This window comes from Ferruginibacter sp. (assembly GCF_028288465.1).
Classification (GTDB): domain Bacteria; phylum Bacteroidota; class Bacteroidia; order Chitinophagales; family Chitinophagaceae; genus Ferruginibacter.
The window spans coordinates 269,313-291,038 of record NZ_JAQBNR010000022.1 but is presented as its reverse complement, the minus strand read 5'-3'; the positions used below and the strand labels follow the sequence as shown (position 1 = coordinate 291,038).

General features: G+C 40.4%; 19 protein-coding genes. 4 read left to right on the top strand and 15 right to left on the bottom strand.

The genetic code is table 11. The features are described 5' to 3' along the window. Nucleotides 1-29: 29 nt before the first annotated feature. The 5 genes from JWR61_RS11870 to JWR61_RS11850 form a co-directional block, all read right to left on the bottom strand. Nucleotides 30-812 carry a universal stress protein gene (locus JWR61_RS11870; RefSeq protein WP_290336472.1) on the bottom strand — a complete coding sequence of 261 codons (783 nt, stop codon included), beginning with the start codon at nt 810-812 and terminating at the stop codon, nt 30-32. Nucleotides 813-1,473: 661 nt separating this feature from the next. Then, entirely contained in the window at nt 1,474-2,526 is a 1,053-nt protein-coding gene (locus JWR61_RS11865; protein WP_301928021.1) for a family 16 glycosylhydrolase, read from the bottom strand. Between the two features lie 194 nt (nt 2,527-2,720). Beyond that, entirely contained in the window at nt 2,721-3,995 is a 1,275-nt protein-coding gene (locus tag JWR61_RS11860; protein WP_301928020.1) for a PAS domain-containing sensor histidine kinase, read from the bottom strand. A gap of 44 nt (nt 3,996-4,039) precedes the next feature. After that, entirely contained in the window at nt 4,040-7,006 is a 2,967-nt protein-coding gene (locus JWR61_RS11855; protein WP_301928019.1) for a chemotaxis protein CheB, read from the bottom strand. Between the two features lie 242 nt (nt 7,007-7,248). Next, complete coding sequence (locus JWR61_RS11850; protein WP_301928018.1) at nt 7,249-10,110, bottom strand: hypothetical protein; 2,862 nt, start codon at nt 10,108-10,110, stop codon at nt 7,249-7,251. A gap of 527 nt (nt 10,111-10,637) precedes the next feature. On the opposite strand from JWR61_RS11850, the gene JWR61_RS11845 reads away from it, so the two are divergent. Together JWR61_RS11845 and JWR61_RS11840 are read left to right on the top strand one after the other, a co-directional pair. Then, nucleotides 10,638-11,126: a hypothetical protein gene (locus JWR61_RS11845; protein ID WP_301928017.1), complete on the top strand. Its 489-nt coding sequence runs from the start codon at nt 10,638-10,640 to the stop codon at nt 11,124-11,126. 29 nt (nt 11,127-11,155) lie between these two features. After that, nucleotides 11,156-11,542 (top strand): GerW family sporulation protein, encoded by a 387-nt coding sequence (locus JWR61_RS11840; protein ID WP_301928016.1) that lies wholly within the window; start codon nt 11,156-11,158, stop codon nt 11,540-11,542. Nucleotides 11,543-11,617: 75 nt separating this feature from the next. Here the strand turns inward: JWR61_RS11840 and JWR61_RS11835 are convergent, their stop codons facing one another. The 5 genes from JWR61_RS11835 to JWR61_RS11815 are packed head-to-tail and all read right to left on the bottom strand — an operon-like array spanning nt 11,618 to nt 13,792. Beyond that, the gene (locus tag JWR61_RS11835; RefSeq protein WP_301928015.1) at nt 11,618-12,406 is read right to left on the bottom strand and encodes a patatin-like phospholipase family protein; all 789 of its coding nucleotides are present in this window, start codon (nt 12,404-12,406) and stop codon (nt 11,618-11,620) included. Between the two features lie 59 nt (nt 12,407-12,465). Further along, complete coding sequence (locus tag JWR61_RS11830; protein ID WP_301928014.1) at nt 12,466-12,681, bottom strand: hypothetical protein; 216 nt, start codon at nt 12,679-12,681, stop codon at nt 12,466-12,468. A gap of 49 nt (nt 12,682-12,730) precedes the next feature. Then, a complete protein-coding gene (locus tag JWR61_RS11825) occupies nt 12,731-13,117 on the bottom strand; it encodes a hypothetical protein (protein ID WP_301928013.1) in 387 nt (128 codons plus the stop codon). Further along, complete coding sequence (locus JWR61_RS11820; RefSeq protein WP_301928012.1) at nt 13,114-13,590, bottom strand: YbhB/YbcL family Raf kinase inhibitor-like protein; 477 nt, start codon at nt 13,588-13,590, stop codon at nt 13,114-13,116. The genes JWR61_RS11825 and JWR61_RS11820 overlap by 4 nt, the downstream gene beginning before the upstream one ends. A 16-nt stretch (nt 13,591-13,606) precedes the next feature. After that, nucleotides 13,607-13,792 (bottom strand): hypothetical protein, encoded by a 186-nt coding sequence (locus JWR61_RS11815; protein ID WP_301928011.1) that lies wholly within the window; start codon nt 13,790-13,792, stop codon nt 13,607-13,609. 263 nt (nt 13,793-14,055) lie between these two features. On the opposite strand from JWR61_RS11815, the gene JWR61_RS11810 reads away from it, so the two are divergent. Beyond that, entirely contained in the window at nt 14,056-14,580 is a 525-nt protein-coding gene (locus JWR61_RS11810) for a ferritin-like domain-containing protein (protein ID WP_301928010.1), read from the top strand. 173 nt (nt 14,581-14,753) lie between these two features. Then, nucleotides 14,754-15,143 (top strand): hypothetical protein, encoded by a 390-nt coding sequence (locus JWR61_RS11805; protein ID WP_301928009.1) that lies wholly within the window; start codon nt 14,754-14,756, stop codon nt 15,141-15,143. A gap of 38 nt (nt 15,144-15,181) precedes the next feature. Here JWR61_RS11805 and JWR61_RS11800 read toward each other — a convergent pair whose 3' ends face one another. The 5 genes from JWR61_RS11800 to JWR61_RS11780 all read right to left on the bottom strand — a co-directional run bounded on the left by JWR61_RS11800 (nt 15,182) and on the right by JWR61_RS11780 (nt 21,678). After that, the gene (locus JWR61_RS11800) at nt 15,182-16,240 is read right to left on the bottom strand and encodes a response regulator (RefSeq protein ID WP_301928008.1); all 1,059 of its coding nucleotides are present in this window, start codon (nt 16,238-16,240) and stop codon (nt 15,182-15,184) included. A 102-nt stretch (nt 16,241-16,342) separates the two neighbouring features. Further along, complete coding sequence (locus JWR61_RS11795; protein ID WP_301928007.1) at nt 16,343-18,001, bottom strand: PAS domain S-box protein; 1,659 nt, start codon at nt 17,999-18,001, stop codon at nt 16,343-16,345. 658 nt (nt 18,002-18,659) lie between these two features. Further along, nucleotides 18,660-19,337, bottom strand: a complete 678-nt coding sequence (locus JWR61_RS11790) for an ABC transporter ATP-binding protein (RefSeq protein WP_301928006.1) — start codon at nt 19,335-19,337, stop codon at nt 18,660-18,662. A gap of 2 nt (nt 19,338-19,339) precedes the next feature. After that, a complete protein-coding gene (locus JWR61_RS11785) occupies nt 19,340-20,599 on the bottom strand; it encodes an FtsX-like permease family protein (RefSeq protein WP_301928005.1) in 1,260 nt (419 codons plus the stop codon). Beyond that, the gene (locus JWR61_RS11780; protein WP_301928004.1) at nt 20,596-21,678 is read right to left on the bottom strand and encodes an efflux RND transporter periplasmic adaptor subunit; all 1,083 of its coding nucleotides are present in this window, start codon (nt 21,676-21,678) and stop codon (nt 20,596-20,598) included. Before JWR61_RS11780 ends, JWR61_RS11785 begins: the two co-directional genes overlap by 4 nt. Nucleotides 21,679-21,726: the final 48 nt, after the last annotated feature.

The window sequence follows — 21,726 nt, the reverse complement described above, 5'->3', positions numbered from 1 at the left end:
CCAATTGTATTTAGAAGAAATAGATTTAATTATTCATGCACCGCTAAAACCGGTACTTTACTGTGATAGATCAGTTTTTTTGTATGCTGTGTTTTAAACAACCTTTCAAAAAAGTTATGATAACGGGGCGCAATAATAATGAGATCAATATTTTTATCCCTTGTAAATACCTCAACAGACTCATGAAAGTCGTACAAGCGCATAAAATAAAATTCCGGGTTAAATTCGGCCAGCAAACCTTCCATCTTATTCCTTTCCTCTCTCACATCGTCGGTAACAGAAATGTAGTGGTTGCTGTTGATGTTTAAAATATGAAGGGCAGGTTTAAAATACTGCAGTACTTTTTTAATACAAAGCAGGGTAGGCGTATCTTCAACAGATTTCAATTCCGATGTAATGAGCGCATTGTTAATCCCGGTGTAAGTGGCGTCTTCAGGAACAATTAATACAGGGCAAACTTCCTTTTCGCTTAGTTTAAGCGTATTGCTGCCCGAAAAACGTTGTTCCCTGGGTGTTTTACCCGTAAGGCCCATTACTATCATAAATGCCCCCTTTATGTGGGCAAAAGCAGCCAGGCGGTCAATAAAGTTGTCTCCACTTTCAAGTTCAATGTCAATATTCGATACCAGGTGGCTTAATTCTTCTTTTTGGCTGTTTAAATAATTTTTAGCTACAGCGATGTCTTTGTCATCTTCATAAAAATGATATAGTATGATCTTTACGTCTGTTCTGCCCTTAAACATTTGCGCAGCATAGTGCGCAGCATTAAAAGAAGTCTGTGAAAAATCCAGTGGAACAATTACATTCAGCATTTAGTATAGAATTTTCTACAAAGTAGATAAAAAACCAAATATTTCAATATTTATTTACTTAGGATGGCGCAAAAACTGTGCTCTTTTGTAACGAATTGTATTCCTGATTTGACCAATGTTCTGCTGTTACAGAATGCTCTTTATTGTGGTCATTCAATTTGGGCATACATTCTGTAGCAACCCCGATGATTTTACAAGCCTTAATACCTGAATATTTTTTTGGTTATTTTTTCAACTGGAGCCGGGTTGTACATTTGATTTATATTTTATGCAATCGTTTGCACGATGTTTATTTATTGCTTTACAGTAACTTCAATGTACCAAGTTGTGCATGGGTGCAGTATGATTTTTACTGGTAGAAAAACTTGCCTGCAACGGATACAGTGGCGTTCAAAAAATAGTATAAAATACATAACCGGACACCGGGTTTAACCGGGTAATTAAAATTAGTTTTTTTTCATTAGTAGTTAGTTTTGGTATAAAAAAGGTACCATTGGATTTTTCTGATGGTATCTTTTTTTATTGTAAAGTTGAAACATCATTGCTTGTTAAAATGCCTCGGTTGTAATTTCGAATCCCCGCTTTAAAACAATATACGTAAATGATGAACTGTACAAGAAAGGGCCGCATAGCAGCCCTTTTTTAACACCTGCTAAATATTTTATTTATACACTCTGATATAATCCACTTCCATTGTGCCGTTGGTGAATGACGGATCTACTGAGCCACCAAACCCGCCACCCATAGCAACATTCAGAATAAGAAAAAAATCATGATTAAAAGGGAGGCTCCCGCTATTAATGGTAGTATGATACAATACCCCGTCGGCATAAATTTTAACAGCTGACGCAGTCCATTCCAGCGTATAAATGTGAAATGCTTTTGTGGCATCTGTTATCACTGTGGTATGGCCATCGGCACTGCCACCTGAGTGACCTGGATAATGCAAGGTGCCATAGATAGTATTTTCGGTGCGGCCCAAATGTTCCATAATATCTATTTCTCCACAACCGGGCCACCCGTTAGTAGCAATATCACTTCCAAGCATCCAGATAGCAGGCCAGGTACCAGCTCCTGCAGGGAGTTTGGCTCTAACTTCCACCTTCCCATAAGTAAAATCAAATTTACCTTTAGACAACAGTCTTGCAGAAGTATAAACCCTGCCGTTGTAATCCTCTTTCAATGCATTTATTTTCAATACACCGCCTTGTACAACTGCGTTTTTAGCACGGTCAGTGTAATACTCCAGTTCTGCATTGCCCCAGCCATTGTCTCCGTTACCAATGTCGTATCCCCATTTGGTTGCATCCGGTGCCCCATCTTTATCAAATTCATCCGACCAAAAAAGTTTGGGTTCGGACGCTGTAACGGTGACTGTTACCTGGATGGATGTTTTTACAGTAAGTGAAGAGCTGCTGGTAGCAGTAACGTTTACTGTATAGGTATTGGTTCCGCCTGCATTATATTGATAAGTGATGATACCCGAAACGGTCGTTTTAATATCTCCATTGCCAAACTCATATGCGTATGACACAGCATTGTTAGCGCTGGCGGTAAAGTCAACCTTGCCGCTGCCGTCTGAACTTACGACAGCATTAATAACAAGATTAGTCGGAGCCGTACTGGTTCCATTGTCTGCACCCGCTTTTTTACAACTTAGCAGACTTAGCAAAATCAGTAATAAGACCGAACTGTTTTTTTTGTGTTTCATCATGCTGGCATAGCTTTTTGATTGGGAGAAATGATTTTGTTACCTGTCACTATAGTGTGTAAATTAGTATTACTTGTGGATATTGACAAAATTTGGATCTGGCATAATAAACAATAAGATGAAGCAGCAAAATAATGGCTCATCAGACTGCCATCATAACAGGTTAGCTTACATAGCGTCTGCAAGCGGGACTGCAATTACATATTCGGGAACTGCAGCACAAATGTGGAGCCTTCATTTTCAACACTGGTAAATGAGATATGGCCATTCATTACGCTGGTAAATTTTTGTACAATGTTCAAACCCAGCCCGGTGCCCTGGTAGGCCTCGGCTGTTTTTGACCGGAAGAACCGGTCAAATATAAATGGCTTGTCATGCTCCGGTATACCTATTCCATGATCTTTTACACTAATTAAAACCTGGTCATTATCCGCAAACGCAGTGGTGACTTCTACCGGGCTATCTGCGTGAGAATATTTAAATGCATTGCCTATGATATTCGTGATACAGACTCTCAGCAACTTTGGATCGAGGTAAACCACTTGTTTTTTGTCAGCGTGTTTGTACAACACTGTTTGTCTTCTTATATTGATATCCTCTATTACTCTTGTGGTAAGGCTTACCAGGTCGATATATTCGGGGCTATTGGTGATTGCACCATTTTCAAATTTATCCAGTGAAAGAAAATCCATTAAAATTTCTGTAAGCCCCAGTACAGCAGATTTTATTTTTTGAAAGTGTTTTTTTCTGTTCTTTTCATCATCTGCCTCATTGTATTTTTCAAGCAGTTCTGTAGATAATAAAATGGTAGCGAGCGGTGTGCGGAACTCATGCGAAGCGGTAGAGATAAAGCGTGATTTGAGCTCATTCAATTCTACTTCCTTTGACAGTGCCATTTTCATTTTTAGTTCCTGCTCTTTGCGTTCGGAAATATCATTTACTGTTGACAGAAAATATTTAAAATGATCTTCTTCGTCTTTTACAATGGTACTTGTAATAAGTGCAGGAAATGCAGCACTATCTTTTTTTATAAATTTAACTTCAATTTCCTGCGGCATACCGGAGTCAATAACAAGATTACGGTGCCGGTAAAAGTCATCCTGGCAAATTTCTGAATGCAGAAATACCGAGAAAGGACGACCTGTTGCCCAATTTGTATGTTCTCCCAACAGCTTACATGCCGCGTCATTCAGGTTTAACACGATTCCATTTATATCCAGTATAAAATAGCCCACCGGTGCATACTGAAATAACTCAGCATAATTATCAAGCGATTTTTCGAGTTGCAGCTGGGTTAAGCGTAATTCTTCATTTTGCATTTCCAGTTCAACCTTGTGTACATTCAGTTCGTGTTCAATTTCTAATGGACGTATGCTTTCCGTGCCTGCGCCCGTTACGCCGTACATTAGTTTTTTTTCTGCTTTTTTGCGTAATTCAGTAAGGCCACCCATATTTTTTCTTGCTGCTTTCATTTTCTATCTATTTTTAGAAAATAATATAGTGTACAGTGTTATTTTTACTTTTCATTGATTACCTCTTGCCAAACACCTACAATATAAGCCTTTGTTCCGTTTTCAGCAATAGCGTATCGAACGAAATTAATAAACTGTTTATAGTTCCCGTCGGCACATTTCCACCTGAACTTCATTTCCAGGCTCTGCTTTTTTGTAACGGATGCAAACGCTTCTTTCATTTTTTTTACATCCTCAGGGTGAATCCGGCTGAGCCAAAAATTCGAATTGGCTGTAAATTGTTCTGGTAAAAAGCCGGTAACTTTTTCGCAACTGCTGCCTACAAAAGAAAATTGAATAACCGGGTCGGCAATACAAGTAAACGGCACTGCAGGCAGGTACTCCATAATAAGATTCAAATGTTCATTTGTTTTCTTTAGTTTTTCTTCCACTTTCTTTTCTTCCGTAATTTCTATAAAGGTTACCAGTACCCCTTCAATAATGTTCTCTACCGTGCGGTACGGTATAATGCGCATCTGGTACCACGTGCCGTCTGTTGAGTACACATCTGCTGATTTTACTGCCAGGGTTTTTAGCGATTCTTTTACATCTTCGCTTAGCGTTTTGTATAACAGGTTGTTGGTTAAATGTGCCAGTGGCCGGTCAATGTCTGAAGGTATAAGATTGAATATTTTAGATGCAGAAGGCGTAAATCTTTTTATTTTTAAATCCCTGTCTAAAAATATAGTGGCTACTTCAATGCTGCGCAACAGGTTATTTAAATCATCATTCGATTGAGACAGCTGTTCAATTTTATCCTGCAGTTCATTGTTTACGGTTATCAGTTCTTCATTTACAGATTGCAATTCTTCTCTGGATGTTTCCAGTTCCTCATTGGTGCTTTGCAGTTCTTCGTTGGATGACTGATATTCTTCAGTCGTTATCTGCAGTTCTTCCCGCGAAGCATCCAGGTCATTGATGGCAGACTGCAAATACTCCTGCGTAATTTTTAATTCTTTTTCCAGGTCGCCTGTACCGGCATTATTTTTGGTAAGTTGGCGGGTTTTATGATTTGTTTTTTTCTGGGTTTTTACCGGCGGCTCAAAAACAACCATCAGCATTTCCTGGTCAGCTTCCTTTGAAGGCAGCGGTTTTACCACCAGGTTGATGGTTTTAAAATAGTCATTCACCTTAACTTCTACTTCATTTATATTCCATTCCTTATTATCGCTGCGTACTTTTTTAATAGCTTCTTCCAGTGGAATTTTTAAGCCCTTTTTCGCCATCTTTAAAACATCCAGCCTTGCTTCTCCACCCGGCAAATCCAAAAACTGGCTGGTATTGCCTGAAAAATAAAGTACCTCATTGTTCTTATCAATCGTAACACTTGGTGGCACATAATGATCCATCAGGTACTTTTCAATAACACCGGATACATTTATTTTTTTTACGTTTACAAGGTTTTGCGCCGCAGGGGGAAAAGCGCCTGAACGTGTTTTTGCATATGGCAACTCGTACCCCGCCATGGGCTTGCGAACCACAATATCTTTTGCCTTTTTGAACATTTTATTTTTAGCATCAAAATCCGTAAAAAGATCTCCCTGGTCACCAATGCTTTCAGATGTACCTAAAATTAAAATGCCATCTGTATTTAAACTGTAATGAAAAACAGGAATCAGTTTTTTTTGCAAATCGCTGTTGATATATATCAGCAGGTTACGGCAGGTAATTAAATCCATCTTGGAAAAGGGAGGGTCTTTTATAACGTTGTGGTGCGCAAATACCACCATTTCCCTGATCTCTTTATTTAACTGAAAACCATTTTCTTTCCTGGTAAAAAAACGTGCCAAACGTTCCGGAGAGATTCCAGCCAGGCTGCTTTCCGTATAGGTTCCGCTGCGTGCAAACTCAATGGCGTCCTGGTCTACATCAGATGCGAAAATCATTATTTTGTTGTATTCCTTGTTACGCAGCAAAGCTTCCCTAAACAAAATAGCAAGCGAATAGGCTTCTTCGCCCGTAGAACATCCGCACACCCAAATCCTTATTTGCTGCTTGTGTTTGCACAGCTGAAATAAATAAGGAATGGTCTTCTTCTCAATATTTTCAAACACCACTTTATCCCTGAAAAAAGAAGTAACGCCAATTAAAAAATCTTTAAATAATTTATTTACCTCCCCGGGATTTTTTTCCAGGAAGTTTACATATTCTTCAATTGAATTATGCTGGTTGAGTGCAATTCTTTTTGTAACCCTTCTTACAATGGTGTTGGTCTTGTAGCCAGAAAAATCGCAGCCTGTCTGATTGCGGATCAGCAAATATATTTTGTTCAGTAAGTTGTCTGGCGGAACAGCCATGTCTGTCTTTGTTCCCGGCAACAGGTTCTTCTGTTTTTTTATGTATTTAATAATTTGTGCCGGCATTTTTTCCGGAGCCAGAATATAATCGGCTGTTTTGGCATCAATTGCACTTTTGGGCATGCCGGCAAATTGTGCGGTAACCGGGTCCTGCGCAAAAGTAACACCTCCGGCAGCTTTTACTTCTCTTAAACCGGCGGTGCCCTCGCTGCCCGTTCCGGAAAGTATGATGCCTATGGATTTGTGTCCCTGGTCGCTTGCGAGTGAAGTAAAAAATAAATCAATAGGCCTTCTGACACCTCTTTTTTTTGCCGGTGAGGTTAGTTGCAGACGGCTGTTAAATATGCGGAGATCTTTATTCGGAGGAATGACATACACCGTATTTGGTTCGATTAAATCACCATCTGTTACTTCTGTTACTTTCATTTTTGTATGACCAGTCAGCAGTTCCGTAAGCAGGCTTTTATGTGTAGGATCCAAATGCTGAACAACTACGAAGGCCATACCACTGTTGGCGGGCAAGTGATCGAAAAAAACTTTCATAGCTTCAAGTCCTCCTGCAGATGCGCCTATACCTGCAACAAAGCAATCGTTTTGCTTAACGGCGGCTGTAGTTTTTTGCTTTTGAGACTGCGCTTTTTTGGATGGTGTTTTTTTGGGAATAGTTTTTTTCACAATTAGTGTATTAAATAAGTAGCCGCCGGTAAAACAGCGGAAGCAAAATAAAGCTTATTATTTTGCTGGTGAATCGGACAAAATGAAACCAATATCTGCATAGCAAGTTATTAAAAAATCAAACGGGAAAGTAAATTATCATTTGTAAACAAATGTACCAGTCCGCTTCTGCAATTATGGACACTTTAATAAAAAAGACCGTCCTGTTAAAGACGGTCTTTTTTAAAATCACATCAACTCTTTCAGGGGTTGATCTGCATTATTTTTCCTGACATTTTTTTGTTCCCTATTCTTAAAACATAAAACATGTTGGCAACCTGTTTAGCGGTCATAGTCAATTCAAAGCTTTGGCTGCCTGCTGCTATATAACCCTGGTACACAGTTTTTATTTTTTGTCCCATGAGGTTGTATAGATCAAGGTTACCATTGCCAGACACTTCAGAATTTACCACAAATTTAATCCTGGTACTGAAAGGATTTGGATATGCCTTTACAGAAGTAATCTGTTTAATTTCCGGACTGCTGGTAACCGGTTGTTTTGCTATGCGGGCGCCCTGTGAAGCACCGCAGGTAGCTGCGCCGGATTGGCAACCGTTCAAAGAAACACTTACCTGGTAACCAGAACCGGCAGGTATGTTACTGAAGGTAAATGAATTGCTGTTGGCAGCTGTTACACTGGATGAAGGGGATACACCAGGAATGGAAGCGCCGTTTTTGTCAACGATCGTATACGTAGCTCCGGCTGCCGGATTGTTCACTGTTACCTTGAACGTTACTTCTGTACAGGCAGGTGGCACATAGGTTACATCAGGCGCAGATGGGTTAGCTATGTCTGATACATCCACAGTATTACTGGTGCTGGTGCAGCTGGTAGGTGCAGGTCCGGTGCCAATTACATAATAGCCGGTACCGGTTGGCAAATTTGACCAGGTTAAAGCTGCCCCGGTACCAGCTTTTGGAGACTGCACGGGAGCGTTGGCTGCATTGTACAACTGGTAACTGATGGTATTGTCGCCGGAAGTAGCAGAGCTGACAGTACCAGTGTTTGGAGCAGATACGCAGATTGAACTTCCACTTAACACAAGTGCTGCAGGTGTAACACCAACCACTACGTTTACTGCATTGCTGTTACTTGTACAATTAGTTGGAGCAGGTCCGGTGGCGATTACGTAATAGCCGTTGCCAGTTGGCAAATTCGACCAGGTTAGGGCAGCACCGGTACCTGCTTTCGCGGCTTGTACAGGAGAACTGGTGCCATCATATAACTGGTAACTAACAGTATTATTACCTGAAGCAGATGAACTGATTGTGCCTGTATTAGGTGTAGCTGCGCAGATAGCACTTCCTGTAAGTACCAGCGCCGCCGGATTGGCAACAGTTGTAATATTTACAAGGTTACTGGTTGAACTGCATGTGGCTGAACCCGAGGCTGTGGCTATCACATAGTATCCATTACCAGCTGCAAGACCAGACCATGTTAATGCGCTGCCGGTACCTGTTTTTGCACTCTGTACAGTTGTGTTGGATGAATTATACAACTGGTAACTGATAGAACTGCCTCCTGAAGTACTGGAAGTGATTGTGCCTGTACCGGCTGCAGATGTGCAGATGGCGCTTCCTGTCAATAACAGGGCAGAGGGATTAGCCACAACGGTGATAGTGGCATTGGCACTGCCCGAGCAGCCATTGGTGCCGGTAACGGTATATGTTGCTGTATAGTTGCCGGGCGCAAGTGCGGCGGCATTGAAAGTACTGCCAGATACGTTGGCGCCGCTCCAGGTACCACCTGCGGGCGAACCAGAAAGTGCCACAGTATTGCCGGTACAAACCGATTTGTTATCGGCTGAGACTGTTGGTCCTGCGATGGTAGATAAAACCACATCGTCAGTTACTGTACAGCCAAAGTTGGTTTTTACAGTTAAGCGTATTGTTGCAGGCGCACTGGTAACATGTGCAATGGTAGTTAATGAACTGGCATTGTCAAATGTTGCAGCACCGGATACTACAGACCATGTGGAACTTTGTAGTGCATCGCCGGGGCTGGGTGTGGCTGAACCTGAAAGGCTAAAATTGGTAGTAGCTCCGCCAGAACATACGGACTGATTGACACCGGCATCTGCAACTCCTAAAACAACAGAAACAGGCTGAGGTGTAATGAAGTCGACAATGGTTGCAGTGGGAGACTGTGATTCTTTGGTTTTAATAAAAATAGTTTTTATGCCTAACTCAGTGCAGGGGTCAAAGCTTCCAAGCAAGGCGGTCAAATCTACCGCAGCTTCAGCAAACGTATTTGTTGCATAGGTTGTAGAGCCAAAGGCACCAAAGGCAACGGGTACGCTGGTGGTATTAACCGAAGCAAAAGTAGAACCTGCAGGAATAGAAGCCGTCCGGTCTACATAATCAAAACCTGCCGGCGCTTGTGTTGAAACGGGTACTGCCTGCCAGCGTTCTACAAAGAAGCCGGCGCTGCTTCCACCCTTTGTAAGGGCAAGGGTTAGCACAAAGTCATTTTTTGTACGTCCGCCATCAGGACCACTGGAAACAAATTTTTTTGTCGGGCTGCTTACAATACTCAATGTATCTTGCAGGAATTCAAAATCAATGTAAGCGTCTCCGTTGTTACTGCCCCTATCCGCGGCAACAACTATCCACTGGTGGCCATTGGCACTTTTAGTAAAATGAAAAAGGGCATTGTTGATGTCCACTTTATCACCTACAGGATTGGTAACCCATGTCCATTGATTGGGATTCTGGTCGAACTTTAAGCCGCCTGAAAAATTATTATCACTGCTGCTGGAATAAAGGTCAGTTAAGTGAAAAGTAGTGGCGGTATTAACCGGTAATCCACTCGGGCTTAACAGCACATTACCGCCGGCACCTGTAGGGCCAGGCAACCAGTCGCCGATGCCTGTAGCGGGCGTATTTGCCTGCAGGTTACCTTCAACGGCAAACCCGCCCGTTGGGATAACAACAGGCGCTGTACCAGGCCCCGGCTGGGCTAAACCATGCAAAAAAGAAAAACAAAGTAATAGAAAGACAATACAAAAACTTGTAGCATTGTACCGCTTTAAAAATTGACTGGAAAAAGTGTGAAAGAGGGTCATAAAATTAAAATTTAAAAGATGATAAATAATAAGAATGAATTGATTTATCACAAGAAATTGTAAGATAGAAATGGTTCATTATGGGGTATATAAAAACTTACTTACAAAAGTTGACCTTAAGTATTAATGAGGAGCCGGATGAGCTGTTAGATGGAGTAATTAAGAAGATAGAATGATTCTGGAAATAAGTAAAGCAAAGGCAAAACAAAAAGTAAAAGAAAAAGCAATCGTTTTTTAAGAGGTTACAGATTTAAGTACAATACTATATAAATATTTTTTGATTTACAAGCTTTCTTAAAAATAAAATTGAAAACGAAATGTCCATCAGTAAAGGTTTATAGCAGATTTTGGTGTAATAGCATAGCATTGGATTTTGATGAGGTTTTGCCTCATCCGAAATGTTTTTCAATTAGTTTTTATTATGAACATTGCTTTTGGACAATACCAGAATGTAAACAACTTTGAATCAGCATTTTCGCTGACTGAAATCATTGCGTTCTCTGGTGCGATTGTAAAGCTTTGCAGCAATGTACTGGTTCATCATAATAGCATTGATAGTGTTATTGCTTTGCTGGCTGCTGGTTGTGCCTGTGGTGCTGGAAGTGGATACCTGCGTGCCTTTTGCCAGCATGCGCTGGGGGAAATTTGCCGGCGCTGTAATCTGGTACGATGAAGCATGGAGGTTTAGTTTCAGGATGTTTTTTTTCAAAAAAACAATGCCCTTTTCGGAGATGAAAAGAAGGCCAGGTAAAGCAGCAAAATCAACACATAAAAAAGCAAGGCCCGCGAAAAAAAACAACCTTAAAAAAATAGTTGCCATCATAAAAGCATGTGAAGTAAAGGAATGGCGGCTGGCAATTGATACTGGTGATTTTACATTGAATGGTCAGTTATATGCGCTGAATTTTATACCCCTTTTTTACCATCACCTGTCCATCAATTTTACTGGTGAAAATTATGCATACCTGAAACTGCAGCACCAGCCCTGGAAAATTGTATATGCATTATTGCATTAATTATTGTTAACAATATAAACCGATCTGTTATGGCTTTAAATTTTGAAGACACATTAAAACAGCTTACTGATTTTTTAAAAACAGAAGCTTCCACTCAAACTGTAATAGGACAATCTTTTCAGTTGGGCGAATTTACCTGCCTGCCCATCATCAAATTTGGACTTGGTTTAGGTTATGGTGGTGGCGAAGGACATGGTGGTATGGAAGGCAAAAATAAGGGAGAAGGTACAGGAGTTGGTGGTGGTGCCGGGATGGGTATTGCGCCCATCGGCTTTTTAGTAACCCGGGGCGACCAGATTTCATTCATTTCAACAGAAGCAAAAAAGGGCCTGGGAGCAATGTTTGAAAAAGTGCCCGACCTGCTGGAAAAAATGATGGATAAGAAAAAGAATGGCAAGGAAGTGCCTGTTGCCTGACTACGCGGGCAGCAACCTGGCGGGCAGGTTGCTGCTTTTATTTTTCATGGAAACTAAACAACACAGGTATCCTTTTCAAGCTTCTTTTTTAGCAACTTTTTTTATTGCAGCAAGCAATTCGGCTTTGCACAATGCAGCGGTATTATATCCAATTTCAAATATTTTATCCGCTGGTCTTACATCATACATGTCAAAATCATGTAAAGGAGATTCTATAAAAACGTCACAGTTTTTTTTCTTGCTGTGCACTGCCGATGCAATGGCCATATGGAAACAACGGTCAATGATATTTTTAGCACTCAAAACTGATTTTGTACTGATGTTATCGGTCAGTTTATTTACAGACGAACCAATGATAACATCGCATATTTTTTGAAGCGGTTCGGCAGGAAAATTATTTAGTACACCACCATCTACCAATAACTGGTCACCCATAACTACCGGCTCAAATACTACCGGGATAGAAGCGGATGCAATAACTGCTTCAAACAACTTGCCTGATGAAAGTATTACCGGATCACCTTTTACAAGATCGGTAGCTGCAACAAATAATTTAATTTTTACTGCCTCAAAATCATTGTCAGCGATGGTTGTTTTTAATAATTCATAAAGGGCATGCATGGAAAAGAAACCATTTTTTCGCCACAATAAATTGCTCCAGCCAAAGTAGTTGCTTTTCTTTAATAGTTGCAGAATTTCTTCCGGGCTTTTGCCGGCAGCATACAATGCTCCTGCAATTGCCCCGGCACTTGTGCCTGCAATGGCATGTGGTTTTATACCAAGTTCTTCCAGATATTTAATTACTCCAAGGTGGGCAAAACCCCTGGCTCCTCCGCCCGATAAAACATAACCGATTTTATTCATCCTTACTCAGTTAACAGTACCACCGGCTTAATGGTGTAGTAAAGCATGCTGTAACATAGTTACAGGGTTTTAAAAAATGAATATAGGTGATATTGAGCAGCCAGGAAGCACGGCATACACATTTTTGCATGGCCCAGCACTATTTTTTCGCAAGCATTATCTTTTTCAGACTTTCGGGGATATCCCTGCAGGCACAATGTTTTTTGTGTTCCAGGTGCCAGGCTATGCGGTCTTGCAGGGTTGGATTTTTTGGCATTGGATGCTGCAAATGCCATTTTTTATTGATCGCCATTGTTATTTGTTAATGTGTGGTTTAAGGAATTGCTACACTGCCCACTTTCCTTCCAGCTGGTAAGCCAGTAAAATAATCAACAGGGCAATACCGATGTATAAAAAATGAAGCCAGTTTGCTGCATGTATCAGTATCATTTGTGCAATAATGAATCCGAGTAAAGTGAATCCGCCTGCTATAGCCCAGTGGTAGCGGTTCGCATGACGAAGCAGGTTATAAATTACCGCCGTGATGTTAATGCCGCCGACTGCCAGTGCCAGCACAATGCCCGGAACAAGAAAATTTTTAAAGGGCGTGGGTGTCAGCAGGCTAATTGGTAAATGCATCAGGTCTCCCGTGGGATTGCTGATGAGGAGCAACCCTGAGAAGAGTGCAGTGAGGGCAACAAATGCCAATAGTGAAAATAATATGACTTTCATTTTATTTTTTTATAAATGCCCGTTAATTCGCCAAAAGCAATGATGTGATCGCTCATGGATTTTTCCAGTGCTACCTTTGATGATGCAGGCGGTAAATCAAGCAGCGCATCCAGCGCATACACTTTAAAATAATAATGGTGTGTACCCGCGGGAGGGCAGGGGCCACTATAGTGAACCTGACGGAAATCATTCAATCCCTGTATGCCATGAATTTGGTTTTCTTTCAGGTGATGCGTTACCGGGATATTCCATACCAGCCAATGTACCCATGTGCGCAGCGGAGCATCCGGATCATCCATTATTATTGCCAGGCATTTTGCTTTTTCCGGTATGTGGTCAATATTCAGCGGCGGGCTTACATTGATGCCATCACAGGTATACTGAGCCGGAATGATTGTTTCGTTTAAAAAAGCGGGACTGCTTATTGCAAGCATTTTATAATCGATCGCTTTGGTTGCTTCGCTGTTTATCATGATGGTGTTTTTATTATTACGGTCCTTCCGCAGGTGGCGGAATTTCGTATGGTGGTGTTATAAACGGATCTTCATCCGGGATGATATCAGGGTCTTCTTCAGGAACAGGCAATTCTCCGGGTTCCTGAACAGGCTCTATTTCCGGCCGTTTTTCGGGCAGAGGATTTTCGATGGGTTTACCCGGTTGTCTTTTTATTGGCATCTGTAATTATTTTTATTGGTTAAACGATGGTTGTTGGTTATCATACAAATAGCGTACAAGTTTTATTGAAAACCGGTATCATTATATCCTAAAAGAATATTTTTTTGACCGGTAATACAATGCCAGTTGTCAACTTATATTGTGATTGTTGTCAGTATTTGTAGTTCTTTTTTTCACTGAGCACAATCAATATTTTTATTGATAGCAGTCATTTCTGTGGCTTGTGCTATCAGGTAGTTTTGTTGTAATAAAAAACGTCTGACATGAAAGAAAATATAGCTATCATCAACAACCTGCATCACCTGATGGATTACGATGCCCGTAAATTTATTACTGCAGAAACGGTGCTCAAGAATAGTTTACATAACTGGATCAACACCGCAGGCTCGCTTAAATTAAAAACTGTTTTGCAAAAGTATTTTGACTATGTGCAGCAGCACATACAGAAGATGGAAGAATTTTATAAAGAAGAAGCAATAGTTACGGCAGGCCTTACCAACCGCGTTATGCCAGCCTTTATTGCAGATGCGGAAGAGAAGCTTGAAAATTGCACCGACCCAACAGTAAAAGATGCGTGTTTGCTGGCATGCGTACAGGCAATCAATCACTATAAAATAAGTGCTTACGGCACTGCTGCTGCATTTGCAAATGCCCTTGAGTTGGAAAAACACGCCGTATTTTTCAGGGAAGCAGCAGTAAATGAAAAGCAGATAGATGACCGCCTGTCGCAGCTGGCAGAACACGAAATAAATACCAGTGCAAAAATGCCGGGGGTGTTGCACCAGTAAATGAAATGTTGCGGTTAGTACAGTAAACAGTTGTAGTATTTGCAATTGATCCGATATACTTTAGGCATACAGCAGCACAGGTTTATTAAAACCCACGGCTTTAGGTAAATTGCTGATGGAGGTGTAAAACCAGTTTAAGCATTTTTTAAGTAAATAATTAAACCGGTAAAAAAATGACAGATAAATTTAAACAGGTACAATTTGAGCAGGATACGTGGAAACGTTTACTCGGCTTTATGATGGATGAAAATATTTATCTAAAAAATAGAATTGCAGAAATTCTGAAAGATAATCCCGACAGAAGTTTGCTTGACGATGTTGAAAATTTTCAAAGCCGTTTTATAGTGGAAGATGAAATGATCAGTATACTGCGGAATGATATTGCCCATATTGAAAAGCTTTATGCCGAAGGCGAGACAAGTAATGGAAAATTGATAGCTGAAATTAATAACCGGCTACAACGGCTCCGTGAGGATATAGCGCTCGCCGAGTTTCAGTTTAATAAATTAAAAATTGAGTTCAATACCTATCTGACACAAATATCAACTATAAGTAACAGCTGAAAAAGTAATTTTCCACCTGTGCAATGGCGGTATTTTTTCTAATTCACCAGGGACTGTAGCTTTTTTTCATTGATAATGCTGATATGACCTTCTTTAATATCAATCAGTTTTTCACTTCTGAAATCACTCAGTGTTCGGATAAGCGATTCGGTTGCGGTACCGGCAATGCTGGCAAGGCTTTCCCGGTTAATATTTATCACAAATGATTTATCGCTTGCCTGGCTGTATTTTTTTTGCAGTGTCAGTAAAGCTTCCGCTACTTTTTTTCGCAGGGAATTGTATGCAAGCCCCAGCAGTTGTTTTTCTTTTGTTGAAATATTATTGGCCAGTAAGCGGATGAACTGCTGAGCTACTTCTTTATTGTTGTGAATCAATTCTTCAAAATCTTCTTTTGGAATGGGCGCCAGTTGTGAATCTTCCATTGCTACAGCGGTGTCTTTATACACCGTGCCCTCCAGCAGTGCAACATAGCCTAAAAAATCGCCTGTACTAAATAAATCTGTAACCAGTTCTTTCCCTTCTTCATTGCGCTTGAACACTTTTACTTTACCTTTCACAACATAGTATAACCTGTTTGGATGGTTCCCTTCTGAATAGACAGTTTGCTTCTTTTTGTAATTGTTATAGGAGCGGTCTTCAGCCAACGCCTGTAACATATTTTTTCCGGAACTTAGTTTCATCAGGTCTTCTAATCCTTCCAGGCCGGGTGAAAATTCCCTTTTCAAAAGATCCAGTTTTCTTAAACGGCTGTCAACTGAGTTCAGTAACTCAGTACCGCTGAAAGGCTTGGTTATATAATCATCGGCACCTAACTCCATTCCTTTTCTGAAGTCGTTTCGCTCTGATTTTGCTGTTAAAAAAATGAATGGAATATTTTTCATCACTTCGTTTTTATGAATGGCATGCAGTACACCATAGCCATCCAGTACGGGCATCATAATATCGCATATAATCAGATCCGGAGTTTCAGCCATTGCTTTTTCCAGCCCGATTTTTCCGTTCTCGGCCGTGGTAACTTTATAGTTGGAAAGCTCCAGAATTTCGGCAGTATTATTTCTAATATCTGCGTTGTCTTCTATTAACAGTATTTTTTTCATAACCATATTTTTAATTCTTTGTAAGTTGTAATGGCTTTAAAAATGTATAAGAAATCAAACAATTTTGACAGCCAGAACTGATCCACATTTTACTGGCTGTTATCACGCCATTTTTATATTATTTTCTTCCTGTTTTTTAAAAGTGATAATAAATTCCGCTCCCTTTTCTAACTTGCTCTTCCACGTCATACTTCCATGCATTAGTGCCGCATACCTTGAAACGATATGCAGACCGAGGCCCGTTCCCTGTATATTGCGTGCATTGGTTCCGCGAAAGAAAAGTTCAGTTATATGTTGCTGGTCTTCTTTAGAAATGCCAATGCCATGATCTTTTACTGAAAGCGAAATCGTTTGTTGAAGGTGAATGGTTTTAATTTCTATCGGACACTCACTACCTGAAAATTTGTGAGCATTGGATACTAAGTTAATAATTATGTGCTTAAGTAGCGATGAATCTAAAAATACGTTTTTGTCTCCTTTATGAATATAATAAATTCTTTGATGTTGATTCAGGTTGTTTTTCAGTTCCGCTATCGTACTCATCAGGAATTGCTTAATATCAAATTGGGTAAAATGTACCGGCACCTTTCCCGCTTCAATTTTTCCTGCATTCAGAAAATCGTTTAAAATATTATTCAGCATATCAACGGCTGAAGAAATGCGGCTGAGGTGCTTTTCCCGTTTTGGCTGGTCTGCTGTGCTGGTATAATTTTGTATAAGGTAGGCAGAAGATGTAATAGCGCTGAGTGGCGTACGAAATTCATGCGACGCCATTGATATAAAGTCTGACTTAAGTTCATTCAGTTCTTTTTCTTTTTTTAAAGCTGCTATTAAATTTTCCTCAGCCTGTTTTCTTTCAGAGATGTCAACGGCAATTCCCATAAAGCCGGTAATACTTCCAGCCCTGTCTTTCATGGCAGTAATGGTTAACATAACTGGAAATGTGGAGCCATCTTTCCTTACGAAAGTATATTGTTCTTCGGCGTGCATATTCCTGGTTGCTTTTTCTACCAGTACCCTGAAGTCATCGTTTATTACAGTGCCAAATTCTTGTAATAATTCAGCCCGCCTTTGTTGTATTTCTTGTTTGACATGAAAAAGTACGGGTTGTTTTTTATCTATCACTTCCGCGTTGGTGTACCCGGTGTTAAGCTCTGCCTCGGGGTTAAACAATTTTATAATACCCTTTTTATTGGTAGCAATAATCATAGCGCCTGCATTGTTAAGTACTGCTTTTTGAAAGGCAGCAGCTTCTTCCAGTTCGGTATTGATTATTTCCAGCCGGTGTAGTGTAGCTTTTAAGTCATGGGTGCGCTTTTCCACCAGCTGTTCCAGTGCATCTTTTAAGAAGCCGGAGGCGATTGCTGTTTTTTTACCGGCACTGATACTGTTGAGAATACTGATTACGTATTTTTCGCCGTTGACATTGTAAATACTTAAAGCCACTTCCAGAAAAAATCCGGATCCATCTTTTCTTTTTGCAACCATGTTAAGTCCGGCAACTGCAGGCAGTCTTGTTCTTTTTAGCCGGCCGGCTTCTGTTGAATGCAGTATGATCTGATCAGGCTTATGGGGCATTATCAAATTAACAGGTTTGCCCAGGAGTTCTTTTTTAGCGAAGCCAAATGCTTTAAGTGCAACCGGGTTGATTGATGCAATTGTACCTTCGCTGTCAGTAATCACAATGCCTACGCCTGCGTTTTTTTCAAAAGCGTCCAAATGAGTTATCTTTCTGATATTCTTTCCGGATACTACAGGCATAACAATCTTTAGAATCTACTAAATTGCCGAAACTATTGATTACTATTCATGATATTAATCAGCCACGGAGTTGACCCTGCGCATCCTTTTCCAAAAGCAAACACCCGCCGGCTACATTTCATACACCTGACATAAATCACATAATAGCATGACGGATATTGTTTTTTTACAACGTTGACGCAGTTACTTTTACCATGGTTTTCAAAGAGTATTGAATTTTAATGCGGGGCTGGATTTCTATCCGGCCTCTTGGTTTTTAAACACTTCAGATCATTTGTTGAATGTTGCAGCCGGCTGCTAACGCTGCTTTCAATCAGCATTATTTATGATAGCAGTTATTTTTTTACAATGTTGTTCCCTTTATTTTTATCCCGGTTTCTCATTAGGTATATTTAGATAATTACGGGCCGGATTTCTATCCGGCCTTCTTTATGCGCCCTGGGTTTTTTTAAAAGCAAGTAAAGTACTGTTTTCAATCAGTGTAAGAGTTGACGATTGTTATTTTTATTTTATAGTCTTCATGTTATTTTTATACTGGTTTTTCATAGGATATTGGATTTTAGTACGGGACCGGATTTCTATCCGGTCCCCTTATTTACAGGTAGCGTCTCTTACTGACGTCGCCTGATGCTATTTTTCTTTTTAAAGGGCTTGGTGGTTAAGTAACAATATTGCCGTCTTCCATATGAATAATACGGTTTGTCCTTTCTGCAAAACCTTCATCATGCGTTACAATCAACAGCGTTTGCTTAAATTCTGTTGCCAGCTCCTGGAAAATATTGAAGACTATTTCGCTGTTTTTTTTATCAAGATTGCCGGTTGGCTCATCTCCCATTATAATCAAAGGATCATTTATAAGAGCCCGGGCAATGGCTACCCTCTGTTTCTCCCCACCGGAAACCTGGTTGGCATTTTTGTTAGCCAGCTGCTGGATGCCCAGCATTTTCAGGCGTTCCATGGCACGGTGCTCCACTTCTGCTTCTGAAAATTTATTTAATTTAAGCCCGGGCAGCATTACATTCTTCAGCACAGAAAATTCATTCAGTAAATAATGAAACTGAAACACAAAACCTATTTTCTGATTTCTTACGAGCGCCAGCTGTTTTTCTTTTTTATGAGTCATTGTTTCATTGTCAATCAGTAATTCCCCTTCGTAGTCCGTATCCATGGTACTTAAAATATACAGCAGCGTGCTTTTGCCGCAGCCCGATTTACCGGTTACAGAAACAAACTCTCCCTTGTTGACAGAGAATGTAATATTATTCAGAACTTTAACCGTTACAGGGTCGTGAAAATATTTGTTGATGTTTTTAGCCTGCAGTATTATTTCGCTCATAATTATTTGCCTCTGATGATGATTACGGGATCTATTTTGCTGGCTTTTCTTGAAGGAAAATAGCCGGCCAGGTAAGTGGTGATCAATGAAAAAGAAAAACCGATGGAATAATATACCAGGCTGTAATTGATGGGGTAGGTGGTAACGGTGGGTAATGCCGTCATATTAAATGGTATCCTGCCTATGCCGGATGATAACAGAAAGCCAAACAGTAATCCCGCCAATCCGCCAAAAAAGCCAATGGTGAGCGCAATTACCATGAATATTTTTTTAACATCGCTGCCTGAAAATCCGGTGGCTTTTAAAATGGCGATGGAATCCATTTTTTCATAGATCATCATGTTTAAAATATTGTAAATGCCAAAACCTGCGACAATGAGCAACGTTATACCCACAGCATAGGAAATGAGTGTCCGGATAAAGCTGCCAGTCTCAAACTGTGAGTTGGCAGTTTGTATATCTTCTGCATCGCATCCATATAATCCGGCATATTCTTTTGCCACTTTTGGCGCCTGGTTAAGGTCGGTTATTTTTATCTGTATATCGGTAATATAACTGGCCGGTTTGCCCAATAGCTTTTGAGCAGTAGTGATGCTTGCAAAGGCCACGGATTTATCATATTCTGAAATACCAGATTGATAGAGGCCCACCACTTTCAGTTGAAAAATTTCGCCTTTAGCTGTTGTTACCTGTATCACATCGTCTATATTGGCGAGCAATTTTGTTGCAAGGCCTTTTCCCAGTACAATGCTGTTGGCTACATTTTTTATATCCGTTCCCCTGCCATCAACAATGTAATCATTGAAGTGAAAAAAATTGCTTTCTGCCTCCACATCAATGCCATTGACAGATCCGGTTATATCAATTGTGCCGGCATTAAAAAATACCTGTGCAAATATTTTGGGTGCAATGCCAACTACCCGTTTGTCACGCTGAAGGCTTTCTATTATTGTAGTACTGTTGTAAATTTCCTGCCGGCTGCTGCTTGATTTTATAGAACTTATAAAGTTGTGATAGTCTTTGTATGCAACAGCCGAATTAACCGGCTGATCCTTGCTTGGCTTGATATCGTTGTACAGCCGTACGTGTGGTGTTCTGTTTAAAATTAATCCATCCAGCAGCTTATTAAGCCCTGTCATAAAACTTAGCAAGGTGATAAACATGGTGATACTGAAAGTGACACCTACGGCCGCTACCAGCGTTTGTTTCCACCTGGCAAGCAGTAAGGATTTGGCAATGCTGAAAATTAATTTGTACTTCATTTTGCCGGCTTAAGAATAACGTCGTTGGCAGTAAGTCCGCTTACAATTTCTACCTGCTGATAGTCCTTAAGCCCGGTGGTAATTTTTCTTTTTTCCTTGCTTTGCATCAGCACATGGTCATCATCCAGTAAATAAGTACGCGGTATCAATAATGCCTGTTCTTTGGTTTGAATGATGATGTTTGACTCGGTGGTGAGGTTGGGAAAAAGTGTGGCGGGCTTTGTTACAAATGTGGCTTCAACTGTAAACGATTTGGACCGGTCGTTCATGATCGGGTTTATTTTTGAAATAGTGGCTTCAAAAATCTGCCCTTTGTAACTATCCAGTTTTACCATCGTTTTTTGACCCAATCTTATTTTTGCAATATCATATTCATCTACCTGCAGTTCCAGTAAAAAATTATCCGCGTCACCAATAATCGCAACCGGGCTTTGAATATTTACTGTTTCACCCGTTTCTTTTAAAACATTGTACACCTTGCCGCTGATTTCACTTTTAATGATAAAATCGCCGGCTATACTGTTGCTGATCTGTAAGTTTTTTTGCGACTGCTGCGCAGCAAAATTCAGTTGTTTTTTCAACTCATTCAATCGTAAAACAGCGGCTTCGTAATTGTTTCCTGAAGTCTTAAAAGCAAGCTCCCGTTGTTCCAGTTCGTTTTTTGTGCCAATACCCTGGCTCCACAAATTGCGTTGTCTCTGAAGCTGCAGTTCATCATTGTCCAGCTTGTTTTTTGCCAGTTCTGTATTCAGTTTCAGCTCATCCAGTTTATCCTGGTTGGCGCTTACCGAGGCGTAATCTGCAGCCAGTTTGGCATTGTCAATATTCAGCCGGGCGGTTTCGTTCTGTACGATCATTAGTGGGTCGCCTTTTTTTACCATGTCTCCTTCGGTTACCAGTATCTTTTTAATTAAACCATTAACGGTTGAAAAAACCTGGTATTGATTTTTTGTTTTTATGATACCGGAGGCATAGACCGACTCCGTGATATTCTGAACAACAGGACTTGTTTTTTCGGTTCGGTCTTTACAGGATGTTATCAGCGTTGCAGCGAAGGAAAGAAAAAAAATAAGCCTCATAGATATTTTTTTACGGCATTATGGCCGTTGATAAAAACCAAAAGTTAC

Excerpts from the sequence above, each read along its gene's own strand:
- JWR61_RS11840 (WP_301928016.1), top strand. The coding sequence starts at position 11,156 with ATGGCTTTAAATTTTGAAGACACATTAAAACAGCTTACTGATTTTTTA.
- JWR61_RS11820 (WP_301928012.1), bottom strand. The coding sequence starts at position 13,590 with ATGATAAACAGCGAAGCAACCAAAGCGATCGATTATAAAATGCTTGCA.
- JWR61_RS11845 (WP_301928017.1), top strand. The coding sequence starts at position 10,638 with ATGTACTGGTTCATCATAATAGCATTGATAGTGTTATTGCTTTGCTGG.
- JWR61_RS11835 (WP_301928015.1), bottom strand. The coding sequence starts at position 12,406 with ATGAATAAAATCGGTTATGTTTTATCGGGCGGAGGAGCCAGGGGTTTT.
- JWR61_RS11870 (WP_290336472.1), bottom strand. The coding sequence starts at position 812 with ATGCTGAATGTAATTGTTCCACTGGATTTTTCACAGACTTCTTTTAAT.
- JWR61_RS11800 (WP_301928008.1), bottom strand. The coding sequence starts at position 16,240 with ATGAAAAAAATACTGTTAATAGAAGACAACGCAGATATTAGAAATAAT.
- JWR61_RS11825 (WP_301928013.1), bottom strand. The coding sequence starts at position 13,117 with ATGAAAGTCATATTATTTTCACTATTGGCATTTGTTGCCCTCACTGCA.
- JWR61_RS11860 (WP_301928020.1), bottom strand. The coding sequence starts at position 3,995 with ATGAAAGCAGCAAGAAAAAATATGGGTGGCCTTACTGAATTACGCAAA.
- JWR61_RS11790 (WP_301928006.1), bottom strand. The coding sequence starts at position 19,337 with ATGAGCGAAATAATACTGCAGGCTAAAAACATCAACAAATATTTTCAC.
- JWR61_RS11805 (WP_301928009.1), top strand. The coding sequence starts at position 14,754 with ATGACAGATAAATTTAAACAGGTACAATTTGAGCAGGATACGTGGAAA.
- JWR61_RS11865 (WP_301928021.1), bottom strand. The coding sequence starts at position 2,526 with ATGATGAAACACAAAAAAAACAGTTCGGTCTTATTACTGATTTTGCTA.
- JWR61_RS11810 (WP_301928010.1), top strand. The coding sequence starts at position 14,056 with ATGAAAGAAAATATAGCTATCATCAACAACCTGCATCACCTGATGGAT.
- JWR61_RS11795 (WP_301928007.1), bottom strand. The coding sequence starts at position 18,001 with ATGCCTGTAGTATCCGGAAAGAATATCAGAAAGATAACTCATTTGGAC.
- JWR61_RS11780 (WP_301928004.1), bottom strand. The coding sequence starts at position 21,678 with ATGAGGCTTATTTTTTTTCTTTCCTTCGCTGCAACGCTGATAACATCC.
- JWR61_RS11815 (WP_301928011.1), bottom strand. The coding sequence starts at position 13,792 with ATGCCAATAAAAAGACAACCGGGTAAACCCATCGAAAATCCTCTGCCC.
- JWR61_RS11830 (WP_301928014.1), bottom strand. The coding sequence starts at position 12,681 with ATGGCATTTGCAGCATCCAATGCCAAAAAATCCAACCCTGCAAGACCG.
- JWR61_RS11785 (WP_301928005.1), bottom strand. The coding sequence starts at position 20,599 with ATGAAGTACAAATTAATTTTCAGCATTGCCAAATCCTTACTGCTTGCC.
- JWR61_RS11850 (WP_301928018.1), bottom strand. The coding sequence starts at position 10,110 with ATGACCCTCTTTCACACTTTTTCCAGTCAATTTTTAAAGCGGTACAAT.